Here is a 26,624-nt window from a genome sequence, read left to right on the forward strand (position 1 = left end):
CGGGTAAGCCGATCAAACGCGATGTGTGTCTGACCGCAGTGGCCCAGGCCGGCGACGTCTCCCGACTGGGCGCCAGTTCGAAGTAGATCATGATCACAGGTTTGAAGATGCTACCACTGGCATAGTCAGCTTTCACCCGGCGTGAGATGCCCCAAAAATAACCTTTGGCGGGTATTTCACGGTCTTCGCGAAATTGTCGCTGATCGCTCCGCGGGAGCCCTTCCTCCGTACGCGTCCGGGGCAACATTGCCCTGACTGCGGAGGCGGCTTTCGGAAATCCGGTGCGCTGATCCGGGCGGTTCCGGACAGAACCCGTGGCCTGCCGCCGCCTTCCCGCGCGCCCTTTGCGGGCACGCGTCGGCCGGAAGGCGGCCTGGTATCCGGAAATTCACCCGAACGAGTGCGGTGACGGCGCGCGTGCACCGTGTGTGTCCGGGAGCTGGAAGCTACCCCTTCGGGCCGTCCAAGACGGCCCGACACGGCGGTAGTGGGGAAAATCCAGAACATCCCCGCTGCGCGCGAGGTCAACCACGCAGGTCAGCGCTGGTCGCCGCCCGCGACGGCGATCTGGTGAAACGCGCCCCGTGGCTGCCGCGAGGCCCGGCCCAGGCGTGGGCGCGCGACCTCGTCGGGCCACTGGTCACCGTCCCCGCGGGCAGGCGCGACGCAGACGAACGCGCCTGCCCGCTCTCGACGGTGCCGCTCGGCGTCAGGCGACCTCCTCCGGCCGCACCACCTCGGTGATCCCGCGGGCCGCGAGGTGCGCGGCGTCCCCGGCTCGTGAGGCCAGGACCGTCGTGGGCCGCGCGCCGTCCGCGGTGAGCCGGGCGAACGCCTCGAAGACCGCGCCGCCGGGTGCGCACGTCGAACGGTCCGCCACTTCCGGGGCGTCGCCGGGCGCCGCGTCGCCGTCCCAGCGCGCCGGAACGTCCACCACCAGGGCGGTGGTGCGCACCGGCGGCGCGTACGTGCGGCCACGCCGGTCGGCCACGATGCGGCGGATCGCCTCGCCGGCCGGCTTCACCTGCCGGTCGTTGGTCAACAGGCCCAGCGAGTACTCCAGTTCGGGGAAGTCCGCGAGGGAGCGGGAGACGTCGTGCGAGCACCACCACGTCACGCCCCACACGTCCGAACAGTCCAGCGCGTTCGCGACGGTCGCCTCGGTGAAGGCGGCCGCGTGCTCCGCGGGGACGAGCGGCGCGGGCGCGCCGACCTCCTGCAGCCACACCGGGCGGTGCGGGTCGTCCGCCCACGCCTTGGACAGCTCGATCATGTACGCCGCGTGGTGCTCGGTCGCCGTGCCGGTGCGGCCGTGCCGCTGCGCCGTCCCGTTGAACACCCAGCTGTGCACGGCCGTCACCGCGCCGATCGTCGCCGAGTGCTCGGGCGTGAAGGCGTGGCCGTCCTGGTACCAGGCCGCGTCGTACTCCGCGTGCAGGTGCAGCCGCCCCGGGGCGCCCTCCTCGCACGCGGCCAGCAGCCGCCGCAGCCACGCGCCGGCCTGCGCCGGGCCGATCCGGTCCGGGTCCGGGTGCGGCGGGCCCGAGAACTGGTTGATCTCGTTGCCGATGGTCATGCCGAGGAAGTTGGGCCGGTCGGCGAGGGCCGCGGCCAGCGTGCGCAGGTACTCCTCCTGGCCCGCCACGACGTCGGGGTCGGTGAAGATGTTCCGCCGGTGCCAGGTGCCGGTCCACGCGGGCAGGAAGTCGAAGCTCGACAGGTGTCCCTGCAGTCCGTCGACGTTGACGTCGAGACCGCGTTCGGCCGCGGCGTCGGCCAGTGCGACGAGCTGTTCCACGGCCCGCGGCCGGATCAGCGTCCGGTTCGGCTGGAACAGCGGCCACAGCGGGAACACCCGCACATGGTCCAGCCCGAGCGCGGCGATCGAGTCCAGATCCGCGCGGACGGCGTCGATGTCGAAGTCCAGCCAGTGGTGGAACCACCCCTGGCTGGGCGTGTAGTTCGCGCCGAAGCGCACCCCAGTCGAGCTCATGCCCCCAGCATGACCTGCCCCGATTCCGCGCGGAGCGCCGGGGGTGGCGGGAGCGGCGGGCGGCGCCCCGCCGCTCGGGACGGCCGCCGGGGACGGCCCGCCGGGGTGGTCGCCCTACCGGGGCGGCGGGGGTGCCGTCAGGACGACGTGGGCCGCGGCGACGTCGAGGGCGGCGTGGCCGGTGGACTTGAACACGGTGATCTCGTGCGGGTGGCGGCGGCCGGGGTGGCGGCCGGACAGGACGTCGCCGATCAGTACGGCACGCTCGGGCGGCAGACCCTGCAACTCGTGCGCACCCGCCGGCGGTGCGGCCGTCACCGCGCCCCGCCACTCGGTGAACAGGGCGCCCGCGCGCACCGTCCCGGCGTCCAGCTCCGGGCCCTCGGAGCCGCCGACCGAGCTGACGTGCGTACCCGGCGCCAGCCAGGCCGCCTCGACCACCGGCCGGTGCGCGCCGGTGCAGCAGAACACCACGTCGGCGCCGCGCACCGCGTCCTCGATCGGCGCGGTCAGCGCCCCGGGGCAGCTCGCGGCCAGGGCCCGGGCCCGGCCGGGGTCGCGCCCCGCGACGACGACCTCGGCACCCGCCGGCCCGTCCGCCGGCGTTCCGCGTCCCGCGGACGCGCCGGCGCGGGGACCCCGCCCCGTCGCGGCCAGCAGGGCGAGTTGGGCGGCGGCCTGCGCGCCCGTGCCGACGATCGCGATCCGGCGCGCGTCGGGCCGGGCCAGCACCCGCATCGCCGCGGTCGCCGCGGCCGCGGTGCGCACCGCGGTCAGCGGCTCCGCGTCCACCAGCGCCGTCAGATGCCCGCGCCGCTCGTCGAACAGTGCCACCACGCCCCGGTGGCCGCTGCGGCCGGGCCGCTCAGGATCGGGGAAGACCGTCACGAGTTTGGCCGCGAGCCCCAGCCCCGGCACGTACGCGGGCATGGCCCCGAGCAGGCCGTGCGGCCCGTGCGCGGCGATCCGCGGCGGCGCGCTCACCGTGTCCTCGCTGATCGCGATCAGGGCCCGCTCCACCGCCTCCATCACCCGCAGCGGGTCCAGCGCCGCCCGTGTGGCGGCCGGTCCGAGGATCAGCGGGCCCCCGGCCGCGGCGTCCCGGTCGCCCGGTGAATCGCCCGGTGAATCGCCCTGCGAAAGGGGCGAGTTGGGGCGTGCGGGGTCAGTCATGCTGCCTCCTCGGGGTGACCAGCGCCTCGCCCAGCCTGTCGACGGCCGTCGTCAACTCCGCCCGGAGCGCGGGCAGTCGAGGGTCGGCGAACTCCGCCGACGGGCCGACCAGGGTGATCGCGCAGATCGGCCCGGCGCCCGCGGCCGTCAGCGCGCGGCTCAGCGAGGCCACCAGCGGTTGCTCGCGGCCGCGTTGGAGCGCGAAGCCACCGGCCGCCGTGCCGTCCAGCGCCGCGAGCAGCCCGCCGGGACCGTCCAGGGGATGACCCGCCTCGCGGGCCGGGCGCAGGTACGGCAGGCGGGCCGGCGCGTCGAGCGCGGCGACCAGCGCCAACGGGCCGGAGAACCGGTGCACCGGGAGCAGCTCGTCGCGCAGGTCGCTGATCATCTCCAGCCGCGGCGGCCGCACCACGTCCACCACCCGCGACCGGTCCGCCGTCAGCACCTGGAGGTTGGCCATCATGCCGGTCGCCTGCGCCAGCCCGTCCAGCACGGGGCGCGCGACCAGGACCAGCGACTGCGCCGCCGCGGCGGGGGAGAGCTGCAGTACCGCCGGCCCCGGCACGTAGTGGTCGCCGAACCGCAGCACCCAGCGGCGCCGGACCAGATCGCCCAGCACCCGGTACGCCGTCGCCCGGTTCATCCCCAGGGCGTCGGCGATCTCGCTCAGCCGCAGCGGCCGGTCCGACCGGGCGACCGTCTCGATCAGGTCCAGGGCCTTGTCCACGGCGGACGTGGCGGACACGGGCACGGGCGGCCCTCCCTCACTCGGCGGCTCTGGGGTACGGTACGGCCCAACCGCGGTCGTTGCATCTGACGAGCGCAGTGTTTCACACCGTGAAATCAGCAGAGCCCTCATGCAGGACCATCAGGCAGGGCAATCGTGCAGGAAGAGGCAGGCCCGGTGACCGAACCCGTCCCCGCCCCGGCGCCCTTCGCGCCGGCGCCCCCCGGCGCCCTCGTCGTCTACCGCGGCGCCACCCTCATCGACGGCACCGGCGGCGCGCCGCGCCCGTCCACCACGGTCGTGGCCGACGGCGAGCGGATCGTGCGCGTCGCACCCGACGCCGAGACCGACCCCGCCGACCACCCCGGCGCCGAGATCGTCGACCTCACCGGGCACGTGCTGCTGCCCGGGCTGATCGACTCCCACCAGCACCTGGCCACCCCGCCCAACCGCCCCGTCGCCGAGGCGACCCTGCGCCGCGACCTGCTCGGCGGCGTCACCGCGGTCCGTGACATGGCCGACGACCTGCGGGAGATCGGCGACCTGGCGCGCGCCGCCCTCGTCGGCGAGATCCCCGCACCCGACATCCGGTACGCCGCGCTCATGGCCGGCCCCACCTTCTTCGACGACCCCCGCACCCATCAGGTCTGCCAGGGCGCCACCCCCGGCCGCGCCGCCTGGATGCAGGCCGTCACCGAGGACACCGACCTGCCGCTGGCCGTCGCCCGTGCGCTCGGCACCTCCGCCACCGCGATCAAGGTCTACGCCGACCTGCCCGGCGAGCGCGTCGCCGCCGTCGCCGCCGAGGCGCACCGCCAGGGCGCCCTGGTCTGGGCGCACGCCACCGTCTTCCCCGCCACACCGGGCGAGGTCGTGGCCGCCGGCGCCGACAGCGTGTCGCACGTCACGCTGCTCGCCCACGAGGCCGCCGGCCGCCCGCTCACCAGCTACCGGGACAAGCCGCCGGTCGACCACGCGAGCCTTCTCGGCGGCGACCACCCGCGGATCGAGCGGCTGCTGGCCGTGATGCGGCGCCGCGGCACCATCCTCGACGCGACCGCGAGCATGGCGGACCGCCTCGCCGGCGAGGCCGCCGCGAGCGGCGACGCCGAGGCGCGCCGCAGGGCCCTGGACTCCAGCGCCCTGTCCGCCGCGCTGACCGCGCAGGCCCGCCGGGCCGGCGTCCAGGTGAGCGCCGGCACCGACTGCGACCCCGATCCCGCACAGCCCTGGCCACCGCTCCACCAGGAGATCACCTTCCTCGTCAGGCGGTGCGGCTTCAGCGTCGAACAGGCCATCCACAGCGCCACGTTGGTGGGAGCACGGAGCATGGGCGCGGCCGCCGACATGGGTTCGGTGGAGGAGGGGAAGCTCGCCAATCTCGTCGTGCTGGCCGGGAACCCGGTCGCCGACATCGCCCGTCTCGACAGCGTCGTGCTCGTCGTCAAGCGCGGCCGGCGACACCCCCGCCTGGAGGAGCAGTGACCGCCGCCCCCGACACCCCGCTGATCGTCAACGCCCTCGGAGAGCTGCACAACCCGAACGCGGCGCTCGACGCCGCCTCGCGACTGCAGCAGGCCGGCGACGAGTTGGTGGTCGACGCCCGCGCCCTCGACGAGGCCCGCGCCTCCGGGCTGACCGCGGTCACCATCACCCTCGGCTACGTCATGGGCGACCAGCCGCCGTTCCGCCACACCCTGGACGAGATCAGCGTCTGGAACGGCATCCTCCACGACCACGCGGACCGCCTGCTGCACGTCCGCACCGCCGCCGACATCCACCGGGCCCGGCGCGAGGGCCGGATCGGCGTCATCTACGGCTTCCAGAACGCCGTCGCCGTCGGCGAGGACCTCAGCCGCGTCCGCACCTTCGCGGAACTCGGCGTCCGCGTCGTGCAGTTGACCTACAACCAGGCCAACCACATCGGCGACGGGTCGATGGCCCCCGGCAACCGCGGCCTCACGCCGTTCGGGCGCCAGCTCGTCGAGGAGCTGAACGACCAGCGCCTCATGGTGGACCTCTCCCACAGCGGCGAGCGCACCTGCCTGGAGGCCGCGGCCCTCTCCCGGCAGCCGGTCTCGATCAACCACACCGGCTGCCGGGCCCTCGCGGACCTGCCGCGCAACAAGACCGACGAGGAACTGCGGCTGGTCGCGTCCCGCGGCGGCTTCGTCGGCATCTACTTCATGCCGTTCCTCACCACCGACGGGCACCCCACCGCGGACGACGTGGTCGACCACCTCGTGCACGCGGTGAACGTGTGCGGCGAGGACCACGTCGGCATCGGCACGGACGGGCCGGTCACCGCGATCGACGATCTCGACGCGTACCGCGCGGCCATCGACGAGCAGGTCGCGGAGCGGCGGCGGGCCGGCGTCGGTGCGGCTGGTGAGCGACCGGGCGTCGTCCCCTTCGTGGTCGACCTCCGCGGCGTCGACCAGTTCCGCCGCGTCATCACCCTCCTCGCCGCCCGCGGCTGGTCCTCCACCCGCATCGCGAAGATCATGGGCGGCAACTTCCTCTCCTACGCGGCCCGCGTCTGGCCGACGGGCTCCGCCCCGGGCTGATCCGGCCGACGGGGTGCCCCCGGGGCTTGCCCTGTTCGGCGCTCGTCCTGCCCCGTGCGGTGCGTCGCCGTCCGCCGGTCTCGTCGTGGTTCCTCGCGCAGTTCCCCGCGCCCCCTGCGGGGCTTGTCCAGCCCCCGGGCCGCCGTTGCCGTCTGACGGTTCGCCGTGGTTCCTCGCGCAGTTCCCCGCGCCCCTTCGGCATCCGGGCTGCCCCCGGGGCGCCGTCGCCGTCTGCTGCGCCATCTCGGCTGGTCGCGCAGTTCCCCGCGCCCCCTGCGGCTTCCGGGGTGCCCCCTAGGCGCCGTGCCCGTCTGACGGTCTCGTCTCGGCTTGTCGCGCAGTTCCTCGCGCCCCTGGCGGTGCAGGTTCGTGGGTGGGGTCAGGGGCCACTCCGGGAGTGTCTCCTCGACCTTTGCATGGCGACTCTTCCCGGGACTTACCCGGGGCCTTGCAAAGCTCTGCGGGGACACACCCGGATCGTCCCCTTCCGGCCCGTCCCCGTCTGCGGGAGGGCCGAGCTTGGCCGTGTCCCATGTCCCCCGCCGCACGGTGGGTAAGCGGGAGGGGGTGGGGAGGAAGTGCTCCCCGCAGAGAAATGTGCGTGGCCCCCGGGCAACAACACGGACGAACCCGTATGCACATTTCCGAGGAGACGCTTCCGGAGCGCCCCCGACCCCACGGACAAAGGGCACGCATATCAGGGGCGCGGGGAACTGCGCGAACAACCACGACGAGACCCGCAGACGGCAGCGCGCAGCGCGTGGCACCCCGGAAGCCGAGCCACCCACCGGCCGGTGGACAACGGGCAAGCCCCGGGGGCACCCCGTTGGCGCGACAAGCCACGACGAGACCCGCGGACGGCAGCGCGCAGCGCGTGGCACGCCGGAAGCCGAACCACCCACCGGCCGGTGGCGGCCGGACTACCGACGCGCAGGGGCGCGGCATCACGTGCCGCGAGGTGTCGGGACGGCCGCACTGGCAGTACTGAGCGCGCCGGTACCGTACGGCGCATGGCACTGGTGCGTGCGTGTCTGCGCGACGGATCGGGCGGGAGCCCCACCGTCGTGGTGGAGGAGGCCGGGCAGGGGGACGCCGAGCGGCGGGCCGCGGCGGGGGAGTGGGGCGCGTCGCACGCCGTGTTCGTCGAGGTGGTCCACGAGGGGGCTCCCGGCCTCGCCGCGTCCCTGCGCTTCTTCACCGCCGCAGGCGAACTGCCGGCCTGCGGCCACGGAACGGTCGCGGCGCTCGCGTTCCTCGCCGCACGCGCGCCACGCACCCCGGCCCCCGCCGCGCTCCGCGTCGAACTGCGCACCGCGGCCCGCGCGTTCACCGGTCTCGTCGAGCGCCGCGGCCGGGGGTTCGCCGCGTCCTTCGACCCCGGTCCGGTCGTCCTGCGCGAACCCACCGCGGACGAGCGGGAGCCGGTGCGGGACGCGCTGGGCCTGACGCCCGGGGACGAGGAGGCCGAGCCGCGCGTCGCGTCCGCGGGGCGGCCCCGCCTCCTCGTCCCCGTCGCCTCGCGGGCGCGGCTCGCGGCCCTCGCCCCCGATCTGGACCGGCTGCGCGCCGCGTGCGACCGGTCCGGACTGCTCGGCGCCTACGTCCACTCCCCGCCGGACCCCCAAGGGCGCCTCGCCGCCCGCATGTTCGCGCCCTCCATCGGCGTTCCCGAGGACGTCGCCAACGCCAACAGCACCGCCTGCCTGGCCGCGCGCCTCGCCGTCGAGGACCCGTCCGGGACCGTCAGGATCGCCGTCGACATGGGCGACTCGCTGGGCAGCCCGGCGACCGTCACCGCGACCGCCACCGGCCCGGGCGCGCCGGCCTCCGGGGTCCTCGTCGGCGGCACCGCGGTGCTCACCCGGGCCACCTCCGCCTCGTGACCTTCGCACGCAATCCCACGGAATCAGACAGCCAGGGGAGCGCTCTCAGCAAATTAAGCAACAAATATTGACGCGCGCCGGGGGTGCGCGTAACTTCCGACCCGGTCGCCCACCAGCGTGAACTCAGCTGCCGCATAGATGACTTGAAGCTCCCACCCCCCACCAGCCAGGAGCACACCATGCGCAGAAAGAGACGAGCCGCTGCGTCCGCCCAAGGGGGCGGCGCACTGGGACGAGTTCTCCGGATCAGGAGCGTCCTGCTGTCGGCCGTGGCCTCGCTCGCCCTCGTCCTGGGGGCGCTGATCAGCCTTCCGGCCACCCTCTCGCAGGCGGCGGGCTCGCTGCCGTGCGACATCTACGGCGCCGCCGGCACCCCGTGCGTCGCGGCGCACAGCACCACGCGCGCCCTCTTCTCCTCGTACAACGGGCCGCTGTACCAGGTGACGCGCGCCTCGGACGGCGCGGCGACCGACATCGGCCTGCTGTCCGCGGGCGGTTACGCCAACGCGCAGCAGCAGGACGTGTTCTGCCAGAACACCACCTGCCGCATCTCCAAGGTCTACGACCAGACCTCGCGCCACAACGACCTGCTGCCGGGCCCGGCCGGCACCGCCGGCGGTGTGGACCGCGGCGCGGACGCCGGTGAGATCGCGGTCAGCGCCGGCGGCCACAAGGTCTACGGCATCTGGATCTCGCCCGGCGTCGGCTACCGCTACACCGGTGTGGCCTCCGGCGTCGCGGTCAACGGCCAGCCCGAGGGCGCCTACATGGTCGCCAGCGGCACCCACGTCGGGTCGGACTGCTGCTTCGACTACGGCAACGCCGAGCGCACCCCGTCCGACACCGGCAACGGCCACATGGACGCCGTGTCCATCGCCACGACCTGCTACTTCGCGCCGTGCACCGGCTCGGGCCCCTGGGTCGAGGCGGACATGGAGAACGGCATGTTCCAGGGCGACAACGGCTCCAACACGGCCAACCAGGGCAACAGCAGCACGTACGTCACGGCGATGCTGAAGAACGACGGCCAGACGACGTACGCCATCAAGGGCGGCAACTCCCAGTCGGGCGGGCTGTCCACGTGGTGGAGCGGCGGGCTGCCCACCCGCGGCGGGTACCGGCCGATGCAGCAGGAGGGCGGCATCATCCTGGGCACCGGCGGCGACAACAGCAACCGGAACATGGGCACCTTCTTCGAGGGCGTGATGGTCGCCGGCTACCCGACGGACGCCGCCGACAACGCCGTCCAGTCCAACGTCGTGTCCGTGGGCTACTCCGGCGAGACGAACGTGCCCAACGGCCCGCAGGGGACGATCACCGGCCCCGGCGGGCAGTGTGTGGACGTCGCCGCCGACGACACCGGCACCAACGGCACCGCGGTCCAGCTGTGGAACTGCCAGTCCTACGCCGAGGACCAGCACTGGCAGCACAACGCCAACGGCTCGCTGAGCACGATCGGCCGCTGCCTGGACATCAACGGCAACGGCACGGCGGCCGGCACCCAGGTCGAACTGTGGGACTGCAACGGCGTCGGCGGCCAGAAGTGGGTGCAGCGCTCCGACGGCTCGCTGTTCAACCCGCAGTCGGGCCGCTGCCTGGACTCCCCGAACGGCGCCACCGGCAACGGCACCCGGCTCCAGATCTGGGACTGCAACGGCGCCGCGGCGCAGAAGTTCAGCGTCAACGGCGGTGCCCCGGTCGCCGGTCCCGGCGGGAAGTGCCTGGACGTCGACGGTGACGACGTGGGCGGCAACGGCAAGGCCGTGCAGCTGTGGGACTGCCAGTCCTACGGGGTGGACCAGCACTGGTTCCACAACGGCAACGGCACCCTGGCGACGCTCGGCCGCTGCCTGGACATCAACGGCAACGGCACCGCCAACGGCACGCAGGTCCAGCTGTGGGACTGCGACGGCGCCGGCGGCCAGGTCTGGAACCAGCAGTCGGACGGCTCGCTCGTCAACCCGCAGTCCGGCCGCTGCCTGGACTCGCCCAGCGGGGCGACCGCCAACGGCACCCGGCTGCAGATCTGGGACTGCAACGGCAGCGCCGCCCAGAAGTTCGCGCTGACCTGACCTGACCTGACCTGACCTGACCTGACCCGACCCGACCCGGTGGCGCGGGCGCACCTCGGTGCGTCCGCGCCACCTTCGTGCGGGGGCGTTCAGGCGCAGTCGGGGCACAGCCCCCGGTAGGTGACCTGGACCGCGCTGACGCGGAAGCCGAACCGTTCCTCCGCGGGCAGGTCGGCCAGCGGGTCCCCGGCGGGGCGGACGTCGCGGATGCTGCCGCAGCCGGAGCACACCAGGTGCTGGTGCGGCCGGTGCGCGTTCGGGTCGTAGCGCTTGGCGCGCCCGTCCGTCGCGACCTCCATGACCTCGCCGAGCTGGACCAGCTCGCCCAGCGTGTTGTAGACCGTCGCCCGCGAGATCTCCGGCAGGCGCCGCGCCGCCCGGGCGTGCACCTCGTCCGCGGTCAGGTGGACGTGGTCGCCGTCGAGGACCTCCGCAACGACGCGCCGCTGGGACGTCATCCGCCAGCCGCGCCCGCGCAGTCGTTCCAGCAGGTCGCTCATCTCGTTCACCTGATTCGGATCATGGACACCGGCACCCTGACAGTCCGGGTCCGGAACCCGACGGGTTATGCGTTTGGCGTCCTTCTTGACTTGGACTCCGTCCATCGTAGGATCGGTTCCGGTGGTAGCCAAGGCCCGGAAGGATTTCCCATGTCCGACAGCAACGACGCAAACGTCGCACCCGTGACGACCGACGAGGGCAGCCAGTGCCCGGTCGCCCACGGGCGCGCCCCGCACCCCACGCAGGGGGGTGGGAACCGTGGCTGGTGGCCGGAGCGGCTGAACCTGAAGATCCTCGCGAAGAACCCCGCCGTGTCCAACCCGCTGGGTGAGGACTTCGACTACGCCGCCGCGTTCCAGACCCTGGACCTGCCGGCGGTCAAGCGGGACATCGCCGAGGTGCTCACCACCTCGCAGGACTGGTGGCCGGCCGACTTCGGGCACTACGGCCCGCTGATCATCCGCATGGCCTGGCACAGCGCCGGCACCTACCGCATCAGCGACGGCCGCGGCGGCGCCGGCGCCGGGCAGCAGCGCTTCGCGCCGCTCAACAGCTGGCCGGACAACGGCAACCTGGACAAGGCCCGCCGCCTGCTGTGGCCGGTCAAGAAGAAGTACGGCCAGTCCCTGTCCTGGGCCGACCTGATGATCCTCGCCGGCAACGTGGCCCTGGAGTCCATGGGCTTCGAGACCTTCGGCTTCGCCGGCGGCCGCGCCGACGTGTGGGAGCCCGAGGACGACGTCTACTGGGGCCCGGAGACCACCTGGCTCGGCGACGCGCGCTACAGCGGCGACCGCCAGCTGGAGAACCCGCTCGGCGCAGTCCAGATGGGCCTCATCTACGTCAACCCCGAGGGCCCCAACGGCAACCCGGACCCGATCGCCGCGGCCCGCGACATCCGCGAGACGTTCCGCCGCATGGCGATGAACGACGAGGAGACCGTCGCGCTGATCGCCGGCGGCCACACCTTCGGCAAGACCCACGGCGCCGGCCCCGCCGAGAGCGTCGGCGTGGAGCCCGAGGGCGCCCCGCTGGCCGAGCAGGGCCTGGGCTGGAAGAGCACCCACGGCACCGGCAAGGGCGGCGACGCGATCACCAGCGGCCTCGAGGGCATCTGGACCGACACCCCCATCACCTGGGACGACAGCTTCTTCAAGATCCTCTTCGGCTACGAGTGGGAGCTGTTCCAGAGCCCGGCCGGCGCCAACCAGTGGCGGCCGAAGGACGGCGCCGGCGCCGGCACCGTGCCCGACGCGCACGACGCGTCGAAGACGCACCAGCCGACGATGCTCACCACCGACCTGTCCCTGCGCATCGACCCGGCGTACGAGCAGATCTCCCGCCGCTTCATGGAGAACCCCGCGGAGTTCGCGGACGCGTTCGCCCGCGCCTGGTTCAAGCTGACCCACCGCGACATGGGCCCGATCGTCCGCTACCTCGGCTCCGAGGTGCCCTCCGAGACGCTCATCTGGCAGGACCCGCTGCCGGCCGTCGACCACCCGCTGGTCGACGACGCGGACGTCGCCTCCCTCAAGGAGCAGGTGCTGGCCTCCGGCCTCACCGTCTCCCAGCTGGTCTCCACCGCCTGGGCGTCGGCCTCCTCCTTCCGCGGCAGCGACAAGCGCGGCGGCGCCAACGGCGCCCGCATCCGCCTGCAGCCGCAGCGCGGCTGGGAGGTCAACAACCCGGACGAGCTCGGCACGGTGCTGAGCACCCTCGAGGGCGTCCAGGAGTCCTTCAACTCCGCGCAGTCCGGGGGCAAGCGGATCTCGCTCGCCGACCTGATCGTGCTGGCCGGCGCGGCCGGCGTCGAGAAGGCCGCCAAGGACGGCGGCGTCGAGGTCCAGGTCCCGTTCACCCCGGGCCGCACCGACGCCACCGCCGACCAGACCGACATCGAGTCGTTCGCCGCGCTGGAGCCGCAGGCCGACGGGTTCCGCAACTACACCGGCAAGGGCACCCGGCTGCCGGCCGAGTACCTGCTCGTGGACCGCGCGAACCTGCTGACGCTGAGCGCCCCCGAGATGACCGTCCTCGTCGGCGGCCTGCGGGTGCTGGGCGCCAACCACGCCGGGTCCACGCACGGCGTGCTCACCGAGCGCCCGGGCGTGCTGACCAACGACTACTTCGCCAACCTGCTCGACATGGGCACGGCGTGGACGTCCACCTCGGACGACCAGTCGACGTTCGAGGGCCGCGACACCGCGACGGGCGCCGTCAAGTGGACCGGCACCCGCGCCGACCTGGTGTTCGGCTCGAACTCCGAGCTGCGCGCGGTCGCCGAGGTCTACGCGAGCGACGACGCGAAGGAGAAGTTCGTCCGCGACTTCGTCTCCGCGTGGGACAAGACGATGAACCTGGACCGGTTCGACCTCGTCTGATCCGGCCGGCCGCCGCCGAGGCGGCCGACCCGCACGACCCCGGCGTCCCGGCCGGCCCCGCGAAGGGCCGGCCGGGACGCCGTCGTTGACGCCTGCGCGGCCCGTACCCGCGCGGGCGTCAGCCCGGCAGCTCCGCGGGCAGGCCGAACCGCGGCAGCAACGCGTTGTCGCCGAAGCGCGTGACGGCCCCGACGCCGTCGCCCGCCAGCGTCAGCACCACCAGCCCGTAGGCGTGCCCCGTCCCACCGCCCAGCCCGCTCAGGTACGCGCCGAACGCCGGGCCGCCGTTGGCCCGGGCCGGCCGCAGCCGCAGCGCGCCAGACCCCCACCACGGCAGCGCCCGGTAGAACCCGGCGATCGCCGCGCGGCCCCGGTACTCCAGCGGCTCCGGCGGCATCGTCAGCCGCGCGTCGTCCGTCAGCAGCGCCACCAGCTTCTCGACGTCCGCCTCCTCGATCGCCGCCGCGAACCGCCCGGCCAGCGCCCGTTCCCGCGCCGAGCGCGGCAGCGGCGCCCGGTCCCGGTCGCGCCGCGGCAGCTGACCGTCCAGCGACGCGCGGGCCCGCAGCAGGGCGCTGTTCACCGACACCCCGCTGGCGTCCAGCAGCTCCGCCACCTCCGCCGCGCGGAACCCCAGCACGTCCCGCAGCACCAGCACCGCCCGCTGCCGGGGAGGCAGCCGCTGCAGCCCCGCCACGAACGCCACCGTCAGCGACTCGCGTGCCTCGTAGCGGGCCTCGGGCCCGGGCGCCGCGTCCGGCAGCTCCGCCAGCAGATCGTCGGGATACGGCTCGTACCAGCGCGGCTCGGTGCGGCCGGTGGGCTCCGGCGCGGCGAGCGGCGGACGGGCCGGCAGCACCGGGCGCGGCCGGCGGCCCGCGTCGCGCAGCACGTTCAGGCACCGGTTCGTCGCGATCCGGTACAGCCATCCCCGGACCGAGGCCCGCCCCTCGTACCCGTGCAGCCCCCGCCACGCCGCCAGCAGAGTCTCCTGCACCGCGTCCTCCGCGTCCTGCACCGACCCGAGCATCCGGTAGCAGTGCAGCTGCAGCTCCCTGCGATAGGGCTCGGTCAGCTCCTGGAACGCCTCACCGTCGCCCGCCCTGGCCCGTGCCAGCGCCGGCCACGGCGCCGGCCTCCTGCCCGCCGCCACCTGTCCCATCGACGACACCTCCCGCCTTCCGCTGTAAGGACACCGTCCGGGCGCGGAAATCATCGGCGAATCCCCGTCCGCCGCCGGGTCTCCACCAGTGAACGGACCGTGCGCCCCGCACGGACGCGCCACCGAGGAGACATATCGCCATGACGACCATCACCGATCGCACCGTCCTGATCACCGGAGGCAACCGCGGCATCGGCCGGGGACTCGTCGACGAGGCCCTGGCCAGGGGAGCCGCCCGGGTCTACGTCGGCACCCGCCGTCCGCTGACCGCCTGGGACCCGCGGATCACCCCCCTCACCCTCGACGTCACCGACCAGGACGCCGTGCGGGACGCCGCCGCGCGGGTGGAGTCCCTCGACGTCCTGGTCACCAACGCCGGCGTCGCCCTGCCCGACGTCCTCGACGACCGCGCCGCCCTCGAACGCCACCTGGCCGTCAACCTGTTCGGGACGTTCGACGTCACCCGGGCGTTCCTGCCGCACCTGCTGCGGAGCCGGGGCGCCCTCGTCGCCAACCTGTCGGTGAACGGTCTCGCGCCGCTGCCGGTGCTGCCCGCCTACTCGGTGTCGAAGGCGGCCGCGTTCTCCCTGGTCCAGTCGCTGCGGGTGCTGCTCGCCGACCGCGGCGTGCGCGTGCACGCCGTCATGACCGGACCCGTCGACACCGACATGACCCGGGACCTGGACGTGCCGAAGGCGCCGGTCAGGGCCGTGGCGCAGGCCGTCTTCGACGGTGTGGAGAAGGACGAGGAGGAGATCTTCCCCGACCCGATGTCGGCGGAACTGGCCGACGGCTGGCGCGGCGGCATGGTCAAGGCGCTGGCCCGGCGGCTCGCCGAGATGCCGACGGGCCTGCCGGCCGCGCTCTGAACGACTTCAGGCCGCGCTCCGGCCCCACCCCGGCCACTCGCTGGCCAGACTCTCATCGCGCTCCGACCGCAGGAGGCACGACCATGAGCACCACCCCCGCACACACCGCCCCGGACACCACCGACACCAGGACCACGCCGGGCAGCGCGCTGGTCATCGGCGCCGCGGGCAGCATCGGGCGGGCCGCCGCCGACGCGCTCGGCGCGGCGGGCGCGCGCGTCCTGGCGGCCGGCCGCGAACGGGACGCCACGGATCCGGCGCAGGTCGCCGCGCTGCTCGCCGAAGCCGACCCGGACCTCGTGGTGGTCGCCGCCGGCGCCCGCCCGCGGATGGCGCCGGTCGCCGCGCAGGACTGGGAGTCGTTCTCGGCCGCCTGGAACGTCGACGTCCGCATCGCCTACGAGGTGGGACGCGCGGTGCTGGCCCGGCCGCTGCGGCCCGGCTCGACCGTGGTGATCGTCTCCAGCGGCGCGGCCCTCGGCGGGTCGCCGCTGTCCGGCGGCTACGCGGGCGCAAAGCGCATGCAGATGTTCCTCGCCGGATACCTCCAAGGCGCCGCCGACGCCCGCGCGTCGGGCATCCGCTTCGTCGCGCTCGTCCCCGGCCAGCTGGTGGCCGGCACCCCCATCGGCGAGGCGGCGGCCGCCGCGTACGGCGCGCAGGACGGCCAGTCTCCCGCGGACTACCTGGCCGCCCACTACCCCGTCCCCCTCGACCCGCCGGCCGTGGCCCGCGGCATCCTCGCCCTCGCCGGCGGCGCCGGGCCCGCCGGGGCCACCGCCCTGATCGTCACCGCGGAGGGCCGCCTGCGCCCCCTGTGACCGGGCCACCGCCCCGCTGCCGGCCGCCCCGGGGTGGCCGGCCGGCGGCGGGGACACGGCTGCGTAGTGGGGCGCGTTCGGCTCGTGGAGCGGCCCGGAGAAGGTGAAGGTCCAGGCCGCTCCGACCGCCGACGTGCTGGCCCCCACCGCCACCTGGCAGCGCGCCTCCGACACGGACGTGGTCACCCGCCCGGCCTTCGCCGGCACCTGCCCGTAGCTCGTCCCCACTCCCGCCCCGCCCCTGCGGACGTCCGACGCCGCGGGGGCGGGGCGTCATCCGCCCTTCCTGGGCGGGGGCGGCCGATTATCGTGGGCGCATGATCACCCACATCGCACCCGAAGGGGTCGCCCCCGCCACCGGTTACAGCCATGTCGTGCTGGGCGAGGGCCGGTTGGTGGCCGTGTCCGGTCAGATCGCCCTGGACGAGCGGGGCGAGGTCGTCGGCGTGGGGGACCCCGCGGCGCAGGCCCGCCAGGTCTTCGAGAACCTCCGGCGCTGCCTGGACGCCGCGGGCGCCACCTTCGCCGACGTCGTCAAGTTCACCTTCTTCGTCACCGACGTGGCGTTCCTGCCCGCGGTCCGCGAGGCCCGCGACGCGCACGTCGACACCGCCAGCCCGCCGGCCAGCACGGCCGTCCAGGTCGCCGCGCTGTTCCGCCCCGAACTGCTGCTGGAGGTCGAGGCGCTGGCCGTCCTGCCCACCACCTGATCCCGGTCAGCTCGGGGACGCACTGAACGCGCTGGGCGGGTGGCGGACGCCGTGGACGCGGCGGACGGGTGGCGGACGCGGCGGGCTCAGGCGGGCGGGCCCTGCCCGTTCCAGGCCAGCCACGACTGGACGGCCGGCGCCGGCAGGGCGGCCTGCTGCCCGAACGCCGCGAACGCGCTGCCGACGGCCGCCGGCGGCGCGGCCGCCGGGCCGAACACCTGCTGCGCGACGGCCGTCGCGATGCTCATCGCCGGCCCGACCGTGCCGCCCGACACCAGCGCGCCCAACCCGCCTCCCGCCTGTACGAGTTGGAGCACCATCCGGCGGTTCTCCGCGCGGGCCGCCTCGTACGGGTCGTACGCCACGACCCGCCGCACCGCGTCGGCGATCACGTCGACCGGCAGGAACAGGTGGCGCCCGATGCCGGCGACCGCGACCTGCAGCACGCTGTAGTGGTGCGCCAGCGGGTCGAGTTCCGAGCGGTACTGGACGCGGGCGGTCCGCGCGAAGTGCTCGCCCCCGCTCACCGACATGCCCAGCCGCACCAGCAGCGGCACGATGCGGCGCGCCGCCTCCTCCTCGCCGACCGCGTTCGCGTACGCGTGGAACGCGTACGTCGCCACCGCGTCCCGCGCGTCCGGCTCCAACTGCGGGACGACGAGCGCCTGCTGGGAAGCGGGCACAGGGGCCGCCGCGAGCTGGTCACGCGTTCGCGGGTCCAGTTCCAGCGCGTCCAGCACCCGCCAGCGCAGCGCGTCGTTGTACGCGTTCACCGAACCCCGCGCCAGCGCCGCAACGTTGACCACCTGCCACACCAGCCGGCCGACCGCCTCGCGGCGCCGCCGGTCGTCGTGGCGGACCTTCGCCCGGGCCAGGCCGCCCCCGACCACGCCCCCCAGCGCGGCAAGCGCCTCCACCAGTTCGGCCTCCTCGGCCCGCTTGCGCGGCGACACCCCGAAGTTGCGCTCCCAGAACGTCCGGTTGCGCTCGTTGGTGTACCGCGCGAGCCGGCCGGAGGCCGCCGCCCCGAACGACGCCGCCTCGTCCACCATCCGCTGTGCGGCCTGCTGCGCCTCCGGGGCGTGGTCGAGCATCCGCCGCACCTCACCGAAGAGCGTCGCTCCGCGCGTGCTCGGCAGGTAGCTTTCCAGCCGGGTCAGCCCCTGGCCCATCGTCCGCGCGACCTGAGCGGTCATCGCGCCCTCCCCTCCCTGATCCCTGATCCCTGATCCTTGGTGGCCGGTGGCCGGTGGCCGGTGGCCGGTGGCCGGTGGCCGGTGGCCGGTGGCCGGTGGCCGGTGGCCGGTGGTGGGCGGCGGATTGCCGTTCGCCCAGCCGCGCCCGCGTCCGAACCCGCGTCCGCGTCCGAACCCGCGTCCGAGCCCGGGTCAGCCGAAGCTCACGGGCACGTCCGCGTTCCACGCCACCGAGTTCGCCGACGCGAAGCTCTGGCCGTCCACCACCGCGCCCATGCCGGACGACGCGACCCAGTGCAGCGTCATCGTGTGCGCGCCGAGATCGACGCTCCCCTGGATCTCCAGCGTCGTGCTGCCCGCGGGCCCCGGCGTGACCGACTGGCCCTCGAAGTCGACCTCGGAGCCGGAGACCGTGTAGGACCCGCCGAGCGGCACCCCCACCGTGTCGACCGTGGTGAAGCTGAACGAGCCGTTCGGATACAGGTCCAGCACCGAGTTGGCCGCCCGGTTCTGCGCCGCGGACTGCCAGGCGGGCCGGCCCTGCACCATCTCGAACTGCGTCAGACCGGTCGCGCGCACCTCGCCCGGCACGGTCGGGGTGGTGTCGCCGGAGTCCCCGGCCGAACCCCCGCTCGACCCTCCGTCCGACCCTCCCGAGGCGTCGGACCCGCCGGACCCGCCGTCGTCCGACGGCGTTCCCCCGTTGTCCGGCGTGCCGCCGTCGTCCGTACCGGACGAGGTGCCGTCCGTCGCCGGGTCCGTCGACGGCGACGACACGTCATCGGCCGGCTCCGTCACCGACGTGTCCGGGCCCGTCGGCGTCGGCAGACCCCCGTCCTCGCCATGGGAGCCGCCGCCACAGCCGGCCAGCACCACCAGCACCACCGGAACCGCCGGCCACACCGCCCGGCGCCACGTCCGCTTCACACCCGCCCCCTTCGATCCCCCTGACCGGCCGTCCGTCCGAGGCCGTCCCCGGGTTCACGATAGGGGCACCAATACGGCACAACCCATCCCAGATCCCTGGGATATTTCCTACGCTTCAGGCATGTCAGGCAACGGCCAGCCGGCCGGCAAGCGACCGCCCGCTTCTCGGCCCGCCGCCCCCGTCCCCCCGTCTCCCGCCTCCCCCGCCACCCCCTCGGCACAGAGCCCCGGCACGCCCCGGCCCGACCGCGCGCGGCAGCCCCGGGACGCCCGCGGGTCCCGCGCACCCGGTCGCCCGCAGGAACCGCTCGACGCCCTCGCCGCCGCCAGCGCCGACCTGCTGCGCCAGGTACCCGCCGACGTGTGGTGCGGCGTGATGCTCGACCCCGCCACGCTCCTCGACACCGGAGGCCTCCACGAACACGGCTTCCCGGCCGAACTCATGCCGCGGCTCTTCGAGATCGAGCACGGCACCCAGGAAGGCACCGAGCACATACGTGCGCTCGCCGCCCGTCCCGGCACCACCAGCCTGCTCAGCCAGTCAGCGGGCGGCGCCCCGGCCCACACCGGCGGCACCTACTACCGCGACATCCTGGCCCCGGCCGGCCTGTCCGACGAACTGCGCGTCACCCTCAAGGCCGACGGACGCACCTGGGGCCTGCTCGTCCTGTGCCGCGGACCGCGCTCGCGCCCCTTCACCGCCGAGGACGTGCGCCGCGCGGCGGCCGTCAGCGGACCCGCCGCCACCGCACTGCGCCGGGCCCTGCTGCTCAGCGGCGTCGACAGCGCCGGCGCGCCCGGCGCCCCCGGACTCGTCGTCACCGACCGCGACGGGCAGGTCAGTTCCGTCAGTCCCACCGCCGCATACTGGCTCGGACAGCTCGCCGAGGACCACCGCGCCGGGCAGCGGACCTCCTCCTACACGCTCTCCGCGATCCTCCAGCAGGCCGGGCACGCCGCCGACGGCGCCACCGTCTCGGCGCGGGTGCGGGCCCGCAGCGGGCGCTGGATCACCCTCAGCGCGTGGCGTCAGGGCCCGCCCGGCGAGGAGGTCACCTACGCGGCACTGACCCCCAGCCAGCCCAGCGAGCTGGCCGCCCTCGTCCTCGACGCCTACGGCCTGACCCAGCGCGAACGGGACGTGACGCAGCAGGTCCTGCTCGGCCGCGCCGGCGCCGAGATCGCCGCGGCGCTGCACATCAGCGAGTACACCGTCCAGGACCACCTCCGGAAGGTGTTCGACAAGATCGGCGTGCGCAGCCGGCGTGAGCTGACCGGAACCCTCTTCCTGCGCCACTACCTGCCGGCCCTGCCGCACCCGCCCCTCTCGACGGACGGACGGCTCGTCGACGCGGCCGGTCACTGAGGCGGGGGGTACGCGGCGGCGGTTCGTCGCCGGTGGCGACCGGGCGGCCCTGGCCCGGACCGGCGTTCGTCCCGGGTGGCACCGGGGGCGTCGCGTACGCCCGTCCGTCGGGTTCAGTGCGGGCCGCGGGCGGTCCGTCGGGCTCAGCGTGGGCCGCGGCCCGGTCCGCCCGGGTGGAGGCCGGCCGAAGACCGGCGCCCCAGTGGGAAGTTGGGGCGCCGGCCGTCACGTCGCGCCCAGGGCCAGTCGGTCCACTGCCTCCCGCACCGGCCGCACGCCGTCCTCCGCGCGGATCGCCTCGGCCACGGCTGTCGCCCGCTGCCCGTACGACGGGTCGCCGATCGCCTCGCGCACGGCCGCGCCCAGCGCGTCCGCGGTCAGCCGGCGCAACGGGACCGGTCGCGGCGCGACGCCGAGCGAGGCCAGCCTGCGGGCCCAGAACGCCGCGTCGAACTGGACCGGCACCGGGACGGCCGGCACTCCCGCCCGCAGTCCGGCCGCGGTCGTCCCGGCACCCGCGTGGTGCACCACCGCGGCCATCCGCGGGAACAGCAGGCCGTGCGGCACGTCCCCGACCGCCAGCATGTCGTCGCCCTCGGCGCGCAGCCCGCTCCAGCCCCGCTGGACGACGCCGCGCACCCCTGCCGCGCGCAGCCCCCGCGCCACGGCCGCGCTCAGTTCCGCCGGGTCCGGCACCGTCGCGCTGCCCAGCCCCACGAAGACCGGAGGCGGACCCGCCGCGAGGAACTCCTCGACGTCGTCCGGGAGTCGGGCCCCGGGGGCTTCGTGCGGCCACCAGTACCCGGTGACCGCCAGCCCCGGGCGCCAGTCGGCGGGGCGCGGGACCACCAGCGGGCTGAAGCCGTGGAAGACCGGCCAGTCCGCCCGCTCGTACGCCCGCCGGGTCGCGCGCACGCCGCGCCGGGGCAGCCCGAACCGGGCCCGCAGCGCGCGGCAGGCGTCCGGGAAGACCAGGTCGAGCGCCGCGCTCACCGCGCCGGCGCCCAGCAGGTTGGCCGGGCCGCCCCACGACCCGGTGCCGATCATCGGCGGTGCGAACTCCCGGGTCCCCGACAGTGGTTGCAGGTAGACGCCGACGCACGGCACGTCCAGGCCCTCGGCGATCACCTGCCCCAGCGGTGCCACCGCCCCGTTGACGAGCAGGAGTTCGCTGTCGACCGCCGCCGCCAGCAGGGCCTCCGCCACCTCGCCGACCAGCGAACGCGCCAGTCCCAGCAGCCGGGTCAGCTTCCCGGCCGGGCTCCACGACCGGTGCAGCCGCTGGCCGGACCGCGACGCCAACTCCGCCCGCGGATCGACCGGAACGGCGCGGAAGCCGAGCCCGGCCGCGGCCACCGGGCCGGCGAACCGTTCGTGCGTCACCACCGTCACCTCGTGGCCGGCCCGCGCCAGACCGTGGCCGAGCCCGGTGTACGGCGCGACGTCGCCCCGTGAACCCGCCGTCATGATCGCCACACGCACGGTGATCAGTATGGCCCCCGGCGAGGCCCCCGCAAATACGTTGCGTGGCACGGGCGTCCCCGCCTAGCGTCCCTTGACCATGCAGTCCCGTGCGGGCGCGGCCGTCGTGTCCCGGCTGCGACGACGACGCATGGATCGGAGGTGCGGAGCGGCATGACCCGAATCGACGCGCTCTGCTTCGACGCGAACGACCCCCAGGAACTCTCCCGCTTCTGGGGAGAGTTCCTCGGCTGGGAACGGACCGACGAGGTGGACGGCCCCGCAGTCCTCCCCGCCGACGACACCGGGTTCCGGCTGCGCTTCCTGCCCACCGAGGCGACGAAGTCGCGGCAGAACCAGATGCACTTCGACCTCACGAGCCGCACCCCGGAGACCCAGCAGGAGACGGTGGACCGCGCCCTCGCCCTCGGCGCGCGGCACATCGACATCGGCCAGCGTCCCGAGGAGCGCCACGTCGTCCTCGCGGACCCCGAGGGCAACGAGTTCTGCGTCATCCCGGCGGGCAACTCCTTCCTCGCCGGCTGCCCGTTCATCGGCGCGGTCTCCTCCGACGGCTCCCAGGCGGTCGGTTACTTCTGGAGCAAGGCGCTGGACTGGCCGCTGGTGTGGGACCAGGACGAGGAGACGGCGATCCGCTCGCCGCACGGCGGCCCGAAGGTCACCTGGGGCGGCCCGCCCGTGGCGCCCAAACACGGCAGGAACCGCCTCCACTTCGACCTCGCGGTCCCGTCCGGCGGCGCCCCGGCGTCCGCGGCCGACCGCCTCGTCTCCCTCGGCGCGGCCCGCGCGGACACCGCCCCCTGCGCGCCCGGCTGGATCGCCATGACCGACCCCGACGGCAACGAGTTCTGCCTCCGCCCGGCCCGCTAGCGGTCCTGCTCGACGACGCGAGGGAGCCGCGGGCAGCGAGCGTCGTGCTACGACTGGCCAGCGGCCGTCAGGCGGGCGTAGACCACGACGTTGCCCAGGTAACCGGTGGCCCTCGCGTAGCCGCCACCGCAGGTGAGGAGGCGCAACTCCGGTTCACGCGTGGGGCCGTACACCCGCTGGTCCGGAAACGCGGCCTTGGCGTAGACCTCGACGGCGTACACGGAGAACACGGCCACGCTCCGGTCGGCGCGCGTGACCAGGACGGTGGCGCCCTTGTGGAGAGCGCCCAGGCCGTAGAAGACGGCCGGGCCCCGGGTCGTGTCCACGTGGCCGTCCATGATCGCGTTCCCGGCCGCGCCCGGACTCGGGCCGCCCTCGTACCAGCCGACCAGCTCGCCCTTCTCCGCCGGCGGTACCTGCAAGTGCCCCGCGGCGTCCGCGCCCAGAGGCATCACGGGGGCGTCGACCCCGATGCGGGGAATCCGGATACGGACGGGCGGCGCGTCCGCCATGGCGCTCGGCGGCCGGGGCGCGGGGGTGCTCGTCCGGGGCGCGGGGGCGGGGGAGCGGCTGGGAGCCGCGGAGTCCGGGGGTGCGGAGCCGGTCGTCACGGGAAGCGCGTCGGCCGCGGACGGGACCGGCGGCGCGGGCGGCGCGGGTGCGTTCCTGGCGTGCAGGCCGTCCACGGCCAGCCAGCCGCCGGCCCCGATCGCGGCTACCGCCACCACGGTGACCGCGGCCCGCGTCAACGGTCGGTGGGACCTCATGCGATGCCCTCCCCAGCGGCCGGCTGTGGGTCTGTGGGGCGCGGCTGCGTCGCCCGCGCCCCACGGTCATGGGCCTCGTGCCCTCGGGTGACGCGACTCCGTACCGCCGGGCGGATCAGACGTCGCCGCGGACGGTGGTGCGGACGTCGCCGCGGACGGTCACGGTGGCGCGGCGGCGGCGCAGCGCGGCCAGACCGAGGAGGCCGGAGGCCACCAGCGCGCCCCCACCCGCGAGTTCGGCGGTGTTCACGCCGGCCGGCGACCCGCCGGACCCGGCGTCCACCCCGCCCTTCAAGCTGCCGCTCGGCACGAACGCCGAGGTGGTCGGGAATCCCTGGCTGCCGCACGTGACACGCGCGGTGACCCCCTGGACGGTCACCTTCACCGTCCCCTTGACCACGGTCACGACCTTCGTCCCGGCGGGCGTGGTGAAGGTCGTCCCGGCGCCACCCGTGCCGCGGATGGTGCCGTCGCTCTGCGCGACCTGCAACTGGCCGACACCGGCACACGCCACGATGTCCCCGTCCTTCAGGAGCAGGCTCCCGCCCTCGCTCCGCCCCTTGAACGGTGTCCCCGCAGTTCCCCCAGCGGCCTGCGCCGGTGCGGCCACCGCCACCGTCATCGCTGCGGCCACGACCGCCACGCCGGCCCAGGCCCTCACCCCGCGGGGCACGCCCCTTCCCGGCCGTCCGGCCGTCCTCTCTGCCGACATCAGTCCTCCTCGTGCACCAGGAGCCGACGTGGATCGCCGGCCTCCGGGCAGCAGTGTCCCGCGCAGAAGAGTGCTGTGTATCCGCCGATAGAGGGATCAGTAGAAAATATACGTCTTTGCACCGGATCCCGGCCGCTCCAACGTGCGTTGAGCTCGGCTCGGCCCAGGTCAGCTCAGTTCTGGTCGGCTCGGCCCGGGTCAGGACGAGCTCACCGCGGGGTTCCCCTCGCTCCACACCTTGGTGACCTCGCGGTGGGTGATCCGCCAGCCGTCCGGGGTGCGGCGCAGCCGGTCCTCGTAACGGCCCCCCGCCAGGAGGTTCTCCCCGCCGGGCAGGCCGCGGCGGACGTGCTGGGCCTGGAAGTAGCAGGTGTGCTCGGCCTCGTCGCCGTGGACGACGACGACATGGTTGCCGTTGAGGTGATGAGTGGCGTCGTAGTGGCCCATGCCGGCGCTGAGCCGGGCCAGGATCGCGTCCCGCCCGCGGACCTGCTCGCCGGAACCGCTGTACGCCCAGGACGCGTCCTCGGCGAACACGCTCCCCAGCAACGTCCAGTCCCTGGTGTCCAGGGCCGTCGCGTACGCGACGGCGACGTCGACGATCGCGGCGCGGTCTCGGTACTCCTCGGACATGGAGCCGCCCTTCATCGGTGCACGCGGGGATACGGAGTTGATGCTCGGTGACCGCCGAACAGCGCGCAAGGACGACGGGCGCGACCGCGGTGAGGGATGGATCGCGGCTGCATCCCCCGTCGAGCCGGAACGGAGCGAGCCCCGATCGTCGGTCGACCCGGCCGTGCCACGGCGACCGCGACATCCGCGCCGCCCGCCGTTCGCACCTCGCTAGGCTCTCGCCCCATGTCCGAACTCCAAGGCCTTCACACCGCGACGATCAACGCGATCGTCGACCACGCCGGTCGTGCGACGCTCCCCCTCCAGCGGGCTCACCGCGACGAGCGCCACGCAACCGCCTTCTGGTTCAACGAGCTTGTGGAGACCACGGCTGAAGAGGAGGTCGTCCGGCAGTACCTCGTGACCGCGGGTGAGCCTTCGCGGATCGATCTCGCCGAGTTCACCCTGCGCCCCCAGCTGTGCGCGCCCACGATGAGTGCCACGAAGCTGCTGATGCCGGACTTCGCCGACCAGTGGATTCACCTCGACGGTCTGGGCGTCGCGGTGATGCCGACCTCCGGGCTGCACGCCCACGGCGCTCGCAAGGGGTGGCACTGGACGACCGACGAGATCACCGACGGCATCGCGGCCAGGGAAGAGGACCTGGCCGGCATCGGTGCGACCCCGGTCGCGGCCTACGCGCTGGGTCACCTCGCCGAAGAGGCCGACGACGCCCGGGAACAGGCCGTCGTGATGGGCGAGGTCGCCCGCACCGGCAGCGGCGGCGACATCCGGTGGATCGGCGACCTGCCGCGAGGGTGCGTCGGTGCGCCGGTCTTCTTCAGCCGCGGCCTGGGCGGCGACAGGTTCACGATGCTGTGCCTGGGCGTGGCCCTCCCCGGCGAAGGCAGCCACACGATCGCGACCTTCGACCGCATCCGCACCGCCCTCTCCGCCCTCGCCGCCCCCGCCCCTGAACCGGCCCCCGAGCCGCACACCCCTGCCCCACCGCTCCCCGCATCCAAGCGCCCCCGATGGTGGCGCCGCAGCTGACCCCCGGGTCCCGAACGCGAACGCGTTCCCGCAACGCCTCACCGGGAAGCCGGGCTTGGCCCGTCCCCACACTGGGGGCGGCACGTTGCCACCATCGTCGCCGCGGCTGAGCCGGAGAGAGGCTGAGGCTTGGAAGCCTCGACGGAAGCCCTAGAGTGCGCCCATGGAGATCGTCGGCCTCGGTCCTGTCACCCTCGATGCTGACTTCGGCGACTACGTGAGCCGGTCGCTTCCCGTTCCGGTCTTCGGGCACGCCCCCTGCCGATTCGTCGTCGTGGGCTATGACGACGACGAGGCGAAGGTCGACTTCGAGGCGGCCATCAGTGCGTTTCTGGGGCTCGGCGAGTCGGCCCTGAGGTCCGCTTCCGTGCCGGTCTTCCAGTACTACCTGGATGTGAAGGCCGAGGTGGGCGGCGATGAGGGCCTCGTGTCCATCGCCGGACCGGACGACGTCTGGTCGCATGTCCGGCCCGGCGGTGAGGTGACCGTCCAGCGGGACGCCCATGGCGACCGACAGGTATATGTCTCAGCGGAGTGCGAATGCGCTTGGGAGCCCGAGCACGGTCTTCAGATCGTGTTCCGCGGCGGTTGCTCGGTGACGAAGGTAGGCCCATTCGACAGTCACCTCACCAACGTCTCCGCCTTCGGCCGCGCTGATCTCGCTGACGTCGTCTACCACCGATTCGGCTAAGGTCCCGCAGCGCTGAGGTCCGACCGCACTGGTCCTCCTTCGCCGGGAGCTCCCCGCGCGCAAGTCCCTGGAATCGGTGTGCGGTGGCG

23 protein-coding genes are annotated in these 26,624 nt (G+C 74.3%); 12 read left to right on the forward strand and 11 right to left on the reverse strand.

Annotation, left to right across the window (positions count from 1 at the left end):
• Window positions 1-709: 709 nt before the first annotated feature.
• From BMW99_RS20380 to BMW99_RS20390, 3 genes are all read right to left on the reverse strand, one after another.
• The gene (locus BMW99_RS20380; protein ID WP_075017287.1) at window positions 710-1,993 is read right to left on the reverse strand and encodes a glycoside hydrolase 5 family protein; all 1,284 of its coding nucleotides are present in this window, start codon (window positions 1,991-1,993) and stop codon (window positions 710-712) included.
• 114 nt (window positions 1,994-2,107) lie between these two features.
• A complete protein-coding gene (locus BMW99_RS20385) occupies window positions 2,108-3,166 on the reverse strand; it encodes an ornithine cyclodeaminase family protein (RefSeq protein ID WP_079176127.1) in 1,059 nt (352 codons plus the stop codon).
• Window positions 3,159-3,917 carry an IclR family transcriptional regulator gene (locus BMW99_RS20390; RefSeq protein ID WP_245791556.1) on the reverse strand — a complete coding sequence of 253 codons (759 nt, stop codon included), beginning with the start codon at window positions 3,915-3,917 and terminating at the stop codon, window positions 3,159-3,161. The genes BMW99_RS20385 and BMW99_RS20390 overlap by 8 nt, the downstream gene beginning before the upstream one ends.
• 153 nt (window positions 3,918-4,070) lie before the next feature.
• Between BMW99_RS20390 and BMW99_RS20395 the strand changes: the two genes are divergently transcribed.
• From BMW99_RS20395 to BMW99_RS20410, 4 genes are all read left to right on the forward strand, one after another.
• Window positions 4,071-5,378: an amidohydrolase family protein gene (locus BMW99_RS20395; RefSeq protein WP_075017288.1), complete on the forward strand. Its 1,308-nt coding sequence runs from the start codon at window positions 4,071-4,073 to the stop codon at window positions 5,376-5,378.
• Window positions 5,375-6,460 carry a dipeptidase gene (locus BMW99_RS20400; RefSeq protein ID WP_069466522.1) on the forward strand — a complete coding sequence of 362 codons (1,086 nt, stop codon included), beginning with the start codon at window positions 5,375-5,377 and terminating at the stop codon, window positions 6,458-6,460. Before BMW99_RS20395 ends, BMW99_RS20400 begins: the two co-directional genes overlap by 4 nt.
• Window positions 6,461-7,470: 1,010 nt before the next feature.
• The gene (locus tag BMW99_RS20405; RefSeq protein ID WP_075017289.1) at window positions 7,471-8,343 is read left to right on the forward strand and encodes a PhzF family phenazine biosynthesis protein; all 873 of its coding nucleotides are present in this window, start codon (window positions 7,471-7,473) and stop codon (window positions 8,341-8,343) included.
• A gap of 179 nt (window positions 8,344-8,522) precedes the next feature.
• Window positions 8,523-10,415, forward strand: a complete 1,893-nt coding sequence (locus tag BMW99_RS20410; protein WP_075017290.1) for an arabinofuranosidase catalytic domain-containing protein — start codon at window positions 8,523-8,525, stop codon at window positions 10,413-10,415.
• Window positions 10,416-10,504: 89 nt separating this feature from the next.
• On the opposite strand, the gene BMW99_RS20415 is transcribed toward BMW99_RS20410, so the two are convergent.
• Window positions 10,505-10,915: a Fur family transcriptional regulator gene (locus BMW99_RS20415; protein ID WP_069466761.1), complete on the reverse strand. Its 411-nt coding sequence runs from the start codon at window positions 10,913-10,915 to the stop codon at window positions 10,505-10,507.
• Window positions 10,916-11,065: 150 nt separating this feature from the next.
• Here BMW99_RS20415 and katG point away from each other — a divergent pair, with 150 nt between their 5' ends.
• Window positions 11,066-13,297 carry a catalase/peroxidase HPI gene (gene katG, locus BMW99_RS20420; protein WP_069466757.1) on the forward strand — a complete coding sequence of 744 codons (2,232 nt, stop codon included), beginning with the start codon at window positions 11,066-11,068 and terminating at the stop codon, window positions 13,295-13,297.
• Between the two features lie 118 nt (window positions 13,298-13,415).
• Here katG and BMW99_RS20425 read toward each other — a convergent pair whose 3' ends face one another.
• Window positions 13,416-14,459: a sigma-70 family RNA polymerase sigma factor gene (locus BMW99_RS20425; protein ID WP_069466758.1), complete on the reverse strand. Its 1,044-nt coding sequence runs from the start codon at window positions 14,457-14,459 to the stop codon at window positions 13,416-13,418.
• 140 nt (window positions 14,460-14,599) lie between these two features.
• Here BMW99_RS20425 and BMW99_RS20430 point away from each other — a divergent pair, with 140 nt between their 5' ends.
• The 3 genes from BMW99_RS20430 (at window position 14,600) to BMW99_RS20440 (ending at window position 16,859) form a co-directional block, all read left to right on the forward strand.
• Window positions 14,600-15,328, forward strand: coding sequence for an SDR family NAD(P)-dependent oxidoreductase (locus BMW99_RS20430; protein ID WP_069466759.1), 729 nt, complete (start codon window positions 14,600-14,602; stop codon window positions 15,326-15,328).
• Window positions 15,329-15,411: 83 nt separating this feature from the next.
• On the forward strand, window positions 15,412-16,149 hold the full coding sequence (locus tag BMW99_RS20435; RefSeq protein ID WP_075017291.1) for an SDR family oxidoreductase: 738 nt from the start codon (window positions 15,412-15,414) through the stop codon (window positions 16,147-16,149).
• Window positions 16,150-16,466: 317 nt separating this feature from the next.
• The gene (locus tag BMW99_RS20440; protein ID WP_075017292.1) at window positions 16,467-16,859 is read left to right on the forward strand and encodes a RidA family protein; all 393 of its coding nucleotides are present in this window, start codon (window positions 16,467-16,469) and stop codon (window positions 16,857-16,859) included.
• A gap of 86 nt (window positions 16,860-16,945) precedes the next feature.
• Here BMW99_RS20440 and BMW99_RS20445 read toward each other — a convergent pair whose 3' ends face one another.
• Window positions 16,946-18,055 (reverse strand): hypothetical protein, encoded by a 1,110-nt coding sequence (locus tag BMW99_RS20445; RefSeq protein WP_075017293.1) that lies wholly within the window; start codon window positions 18,053-18,055, stop codon window positions 16,946-16,948.
• 192 nt (window positions 18,056-18,247) lie between these two features.
• Window positions 18,248-18,982 (reverse strand): hypothetical protein, encoded by a 735-nt coding sequence (locus BMW99_RS40765; RefSeq protein WP_143080548.1) that lies wholly within the window; start codon window positions 18,980-18,982, stop codon window positions 18,248-18,250.
• 121 nt (window positions 18,983-19,103) lie between these two features.
• Between BMW99_RS40765 and BMW99_RS20455 the strand changes: the two genes are divergently transcribed.
• Window positions 19,104-20,348, forward strand: coding sequence for a LuxR C-terminal-related transcriptional regulator (locus BMW99_RS20455; protein WP_143080549.1), 1,245 nt, complete (start codon window positions 19,104-19,106; stop codon window positions 20,346-20,348).
• A 225-nt stretch (window positions 20,349-20,573) separates the two neighbouring features.
• On the opposite strand, the gene BMW99_RS20460 is transcribed toward BMW99_RS20455, so the two are convergent.
• Window positions 20,574-21,815, reverse strand: coding sequence for a glycosyltransferase (locus BMW99_RS20460; protein WP_075017320.1), 1,242 nt, complete (start codon window positions 21,813-21,815; stop codon window positions 20,574-20,576).
• A gap of 168 nt (window positions 21,816-21,983) precedes the next feature.
• Here BMW99_RS20460 and BMW99_RS20465 point away from each other — a divergent pair, with 168 nt between their 5' ends.
• Entirely contained in the window at window positions 21,984-22,700 is a 717-nt protein-coding gene (locus BMW99_RS20465; protein ID WP_069465985.1) for a VOC family protein, read from the forward strand.
• Window positions 22,701-22,747: 47 nt separating this feature from the next.
• Here the strand turns inward: BMW99_RS20465 and BMW99_RS20470 are convergent, their stop codons facing one another.
• The 3 genes from BMW99_RS20470 to BMW99_RS20480 all read right to left on the reverse strand — a co-directional run bounded on the left by BMW99_RS20470 (window position 22,748) and on the right by BMW99_RS20480 (window position 24,812).
• Window positions 22,748-23,467 (reverse strand): class F sortase, encoded by a 720-nt coding sequence (locus BMW99_RS20470; RefSeq protein ID WP_075017296.1) that lies wholly within the window; start codon window positions 23,465-23,467, stop codon window positions 22,748-22,750.
• Between the two features lie 115 nt (window positions 23,468-23,582).
• Window positions 23,583-24,179 carry a hypothetical protein gene (locus tag BMW99_RS20475; protein WP_141726359.1) on the reverse strand — a complete coding sequence of 199 codons (597 nt, stop codon included), beginning with the start codon at window positions 24,177-24,179 and terminating at the stop codon, window positions 23,583-23,585.
• 198 nt (window positions 24,180-24,377) lie between these two features.
• A complete protein-coding gene (locus tag BMW99_RS20480; RefSeq protein WP_069466079.1) occupies window positions 24,378-24,812 on the reverse strand; it encodes a nuclear transport factor 2 family protein in 435 nt (144 codons plus the stop codon).
• 225 nt (window positions 24,813-25,037) lie between these two features.
• On the opposite strand from BMW99_RS20480, the gene BMW99_RS20485 reads away from it, so the two are divergent.
• Together BMW99_RS20485 and BMW99_RS20490 are read left to right on the forward strand one after the other, a co-directional pair.
• On the forward strand, window positions 25,038-25,844 hold the full coding sequence (locus BMW99_RS20485) for a hypothetical protein (protein ID WP_075017297.1): 807 nt from the start codon (window positions 25,038-25,040) through the stop codon (window positions 25,842-25,844).
• A gap of 163 nt (window positions 25,845-26,007) precedes the next feature.
• The gene (locus tag BMW99_RS20490; RefSeq protein WP_069463345.1) at window positions 26,008-26,535 is read left to right on the forward strand and encodes a DUF6985 domain-containing protein; all 528 of its coding nucleotides are present in this window, start codon (window positions 26,008-26,010) and stop codon (window positions 26,533-26,535) included.
• The last annotated feature ends 89 nt before the right edge of the window (window positions 26,536-26,624 follow it).

It is taken from the genome of Actinacidiphila rubida (assembly GCF_900110255.1).
In the GTDB taxonomy this organism is placed as follows: Bacteria; Actinomycetota; Actinomycetes; order Streptomycetales; family Streptomycetaceae; genus Actinacidiphila; species Actinacidiphila rubida.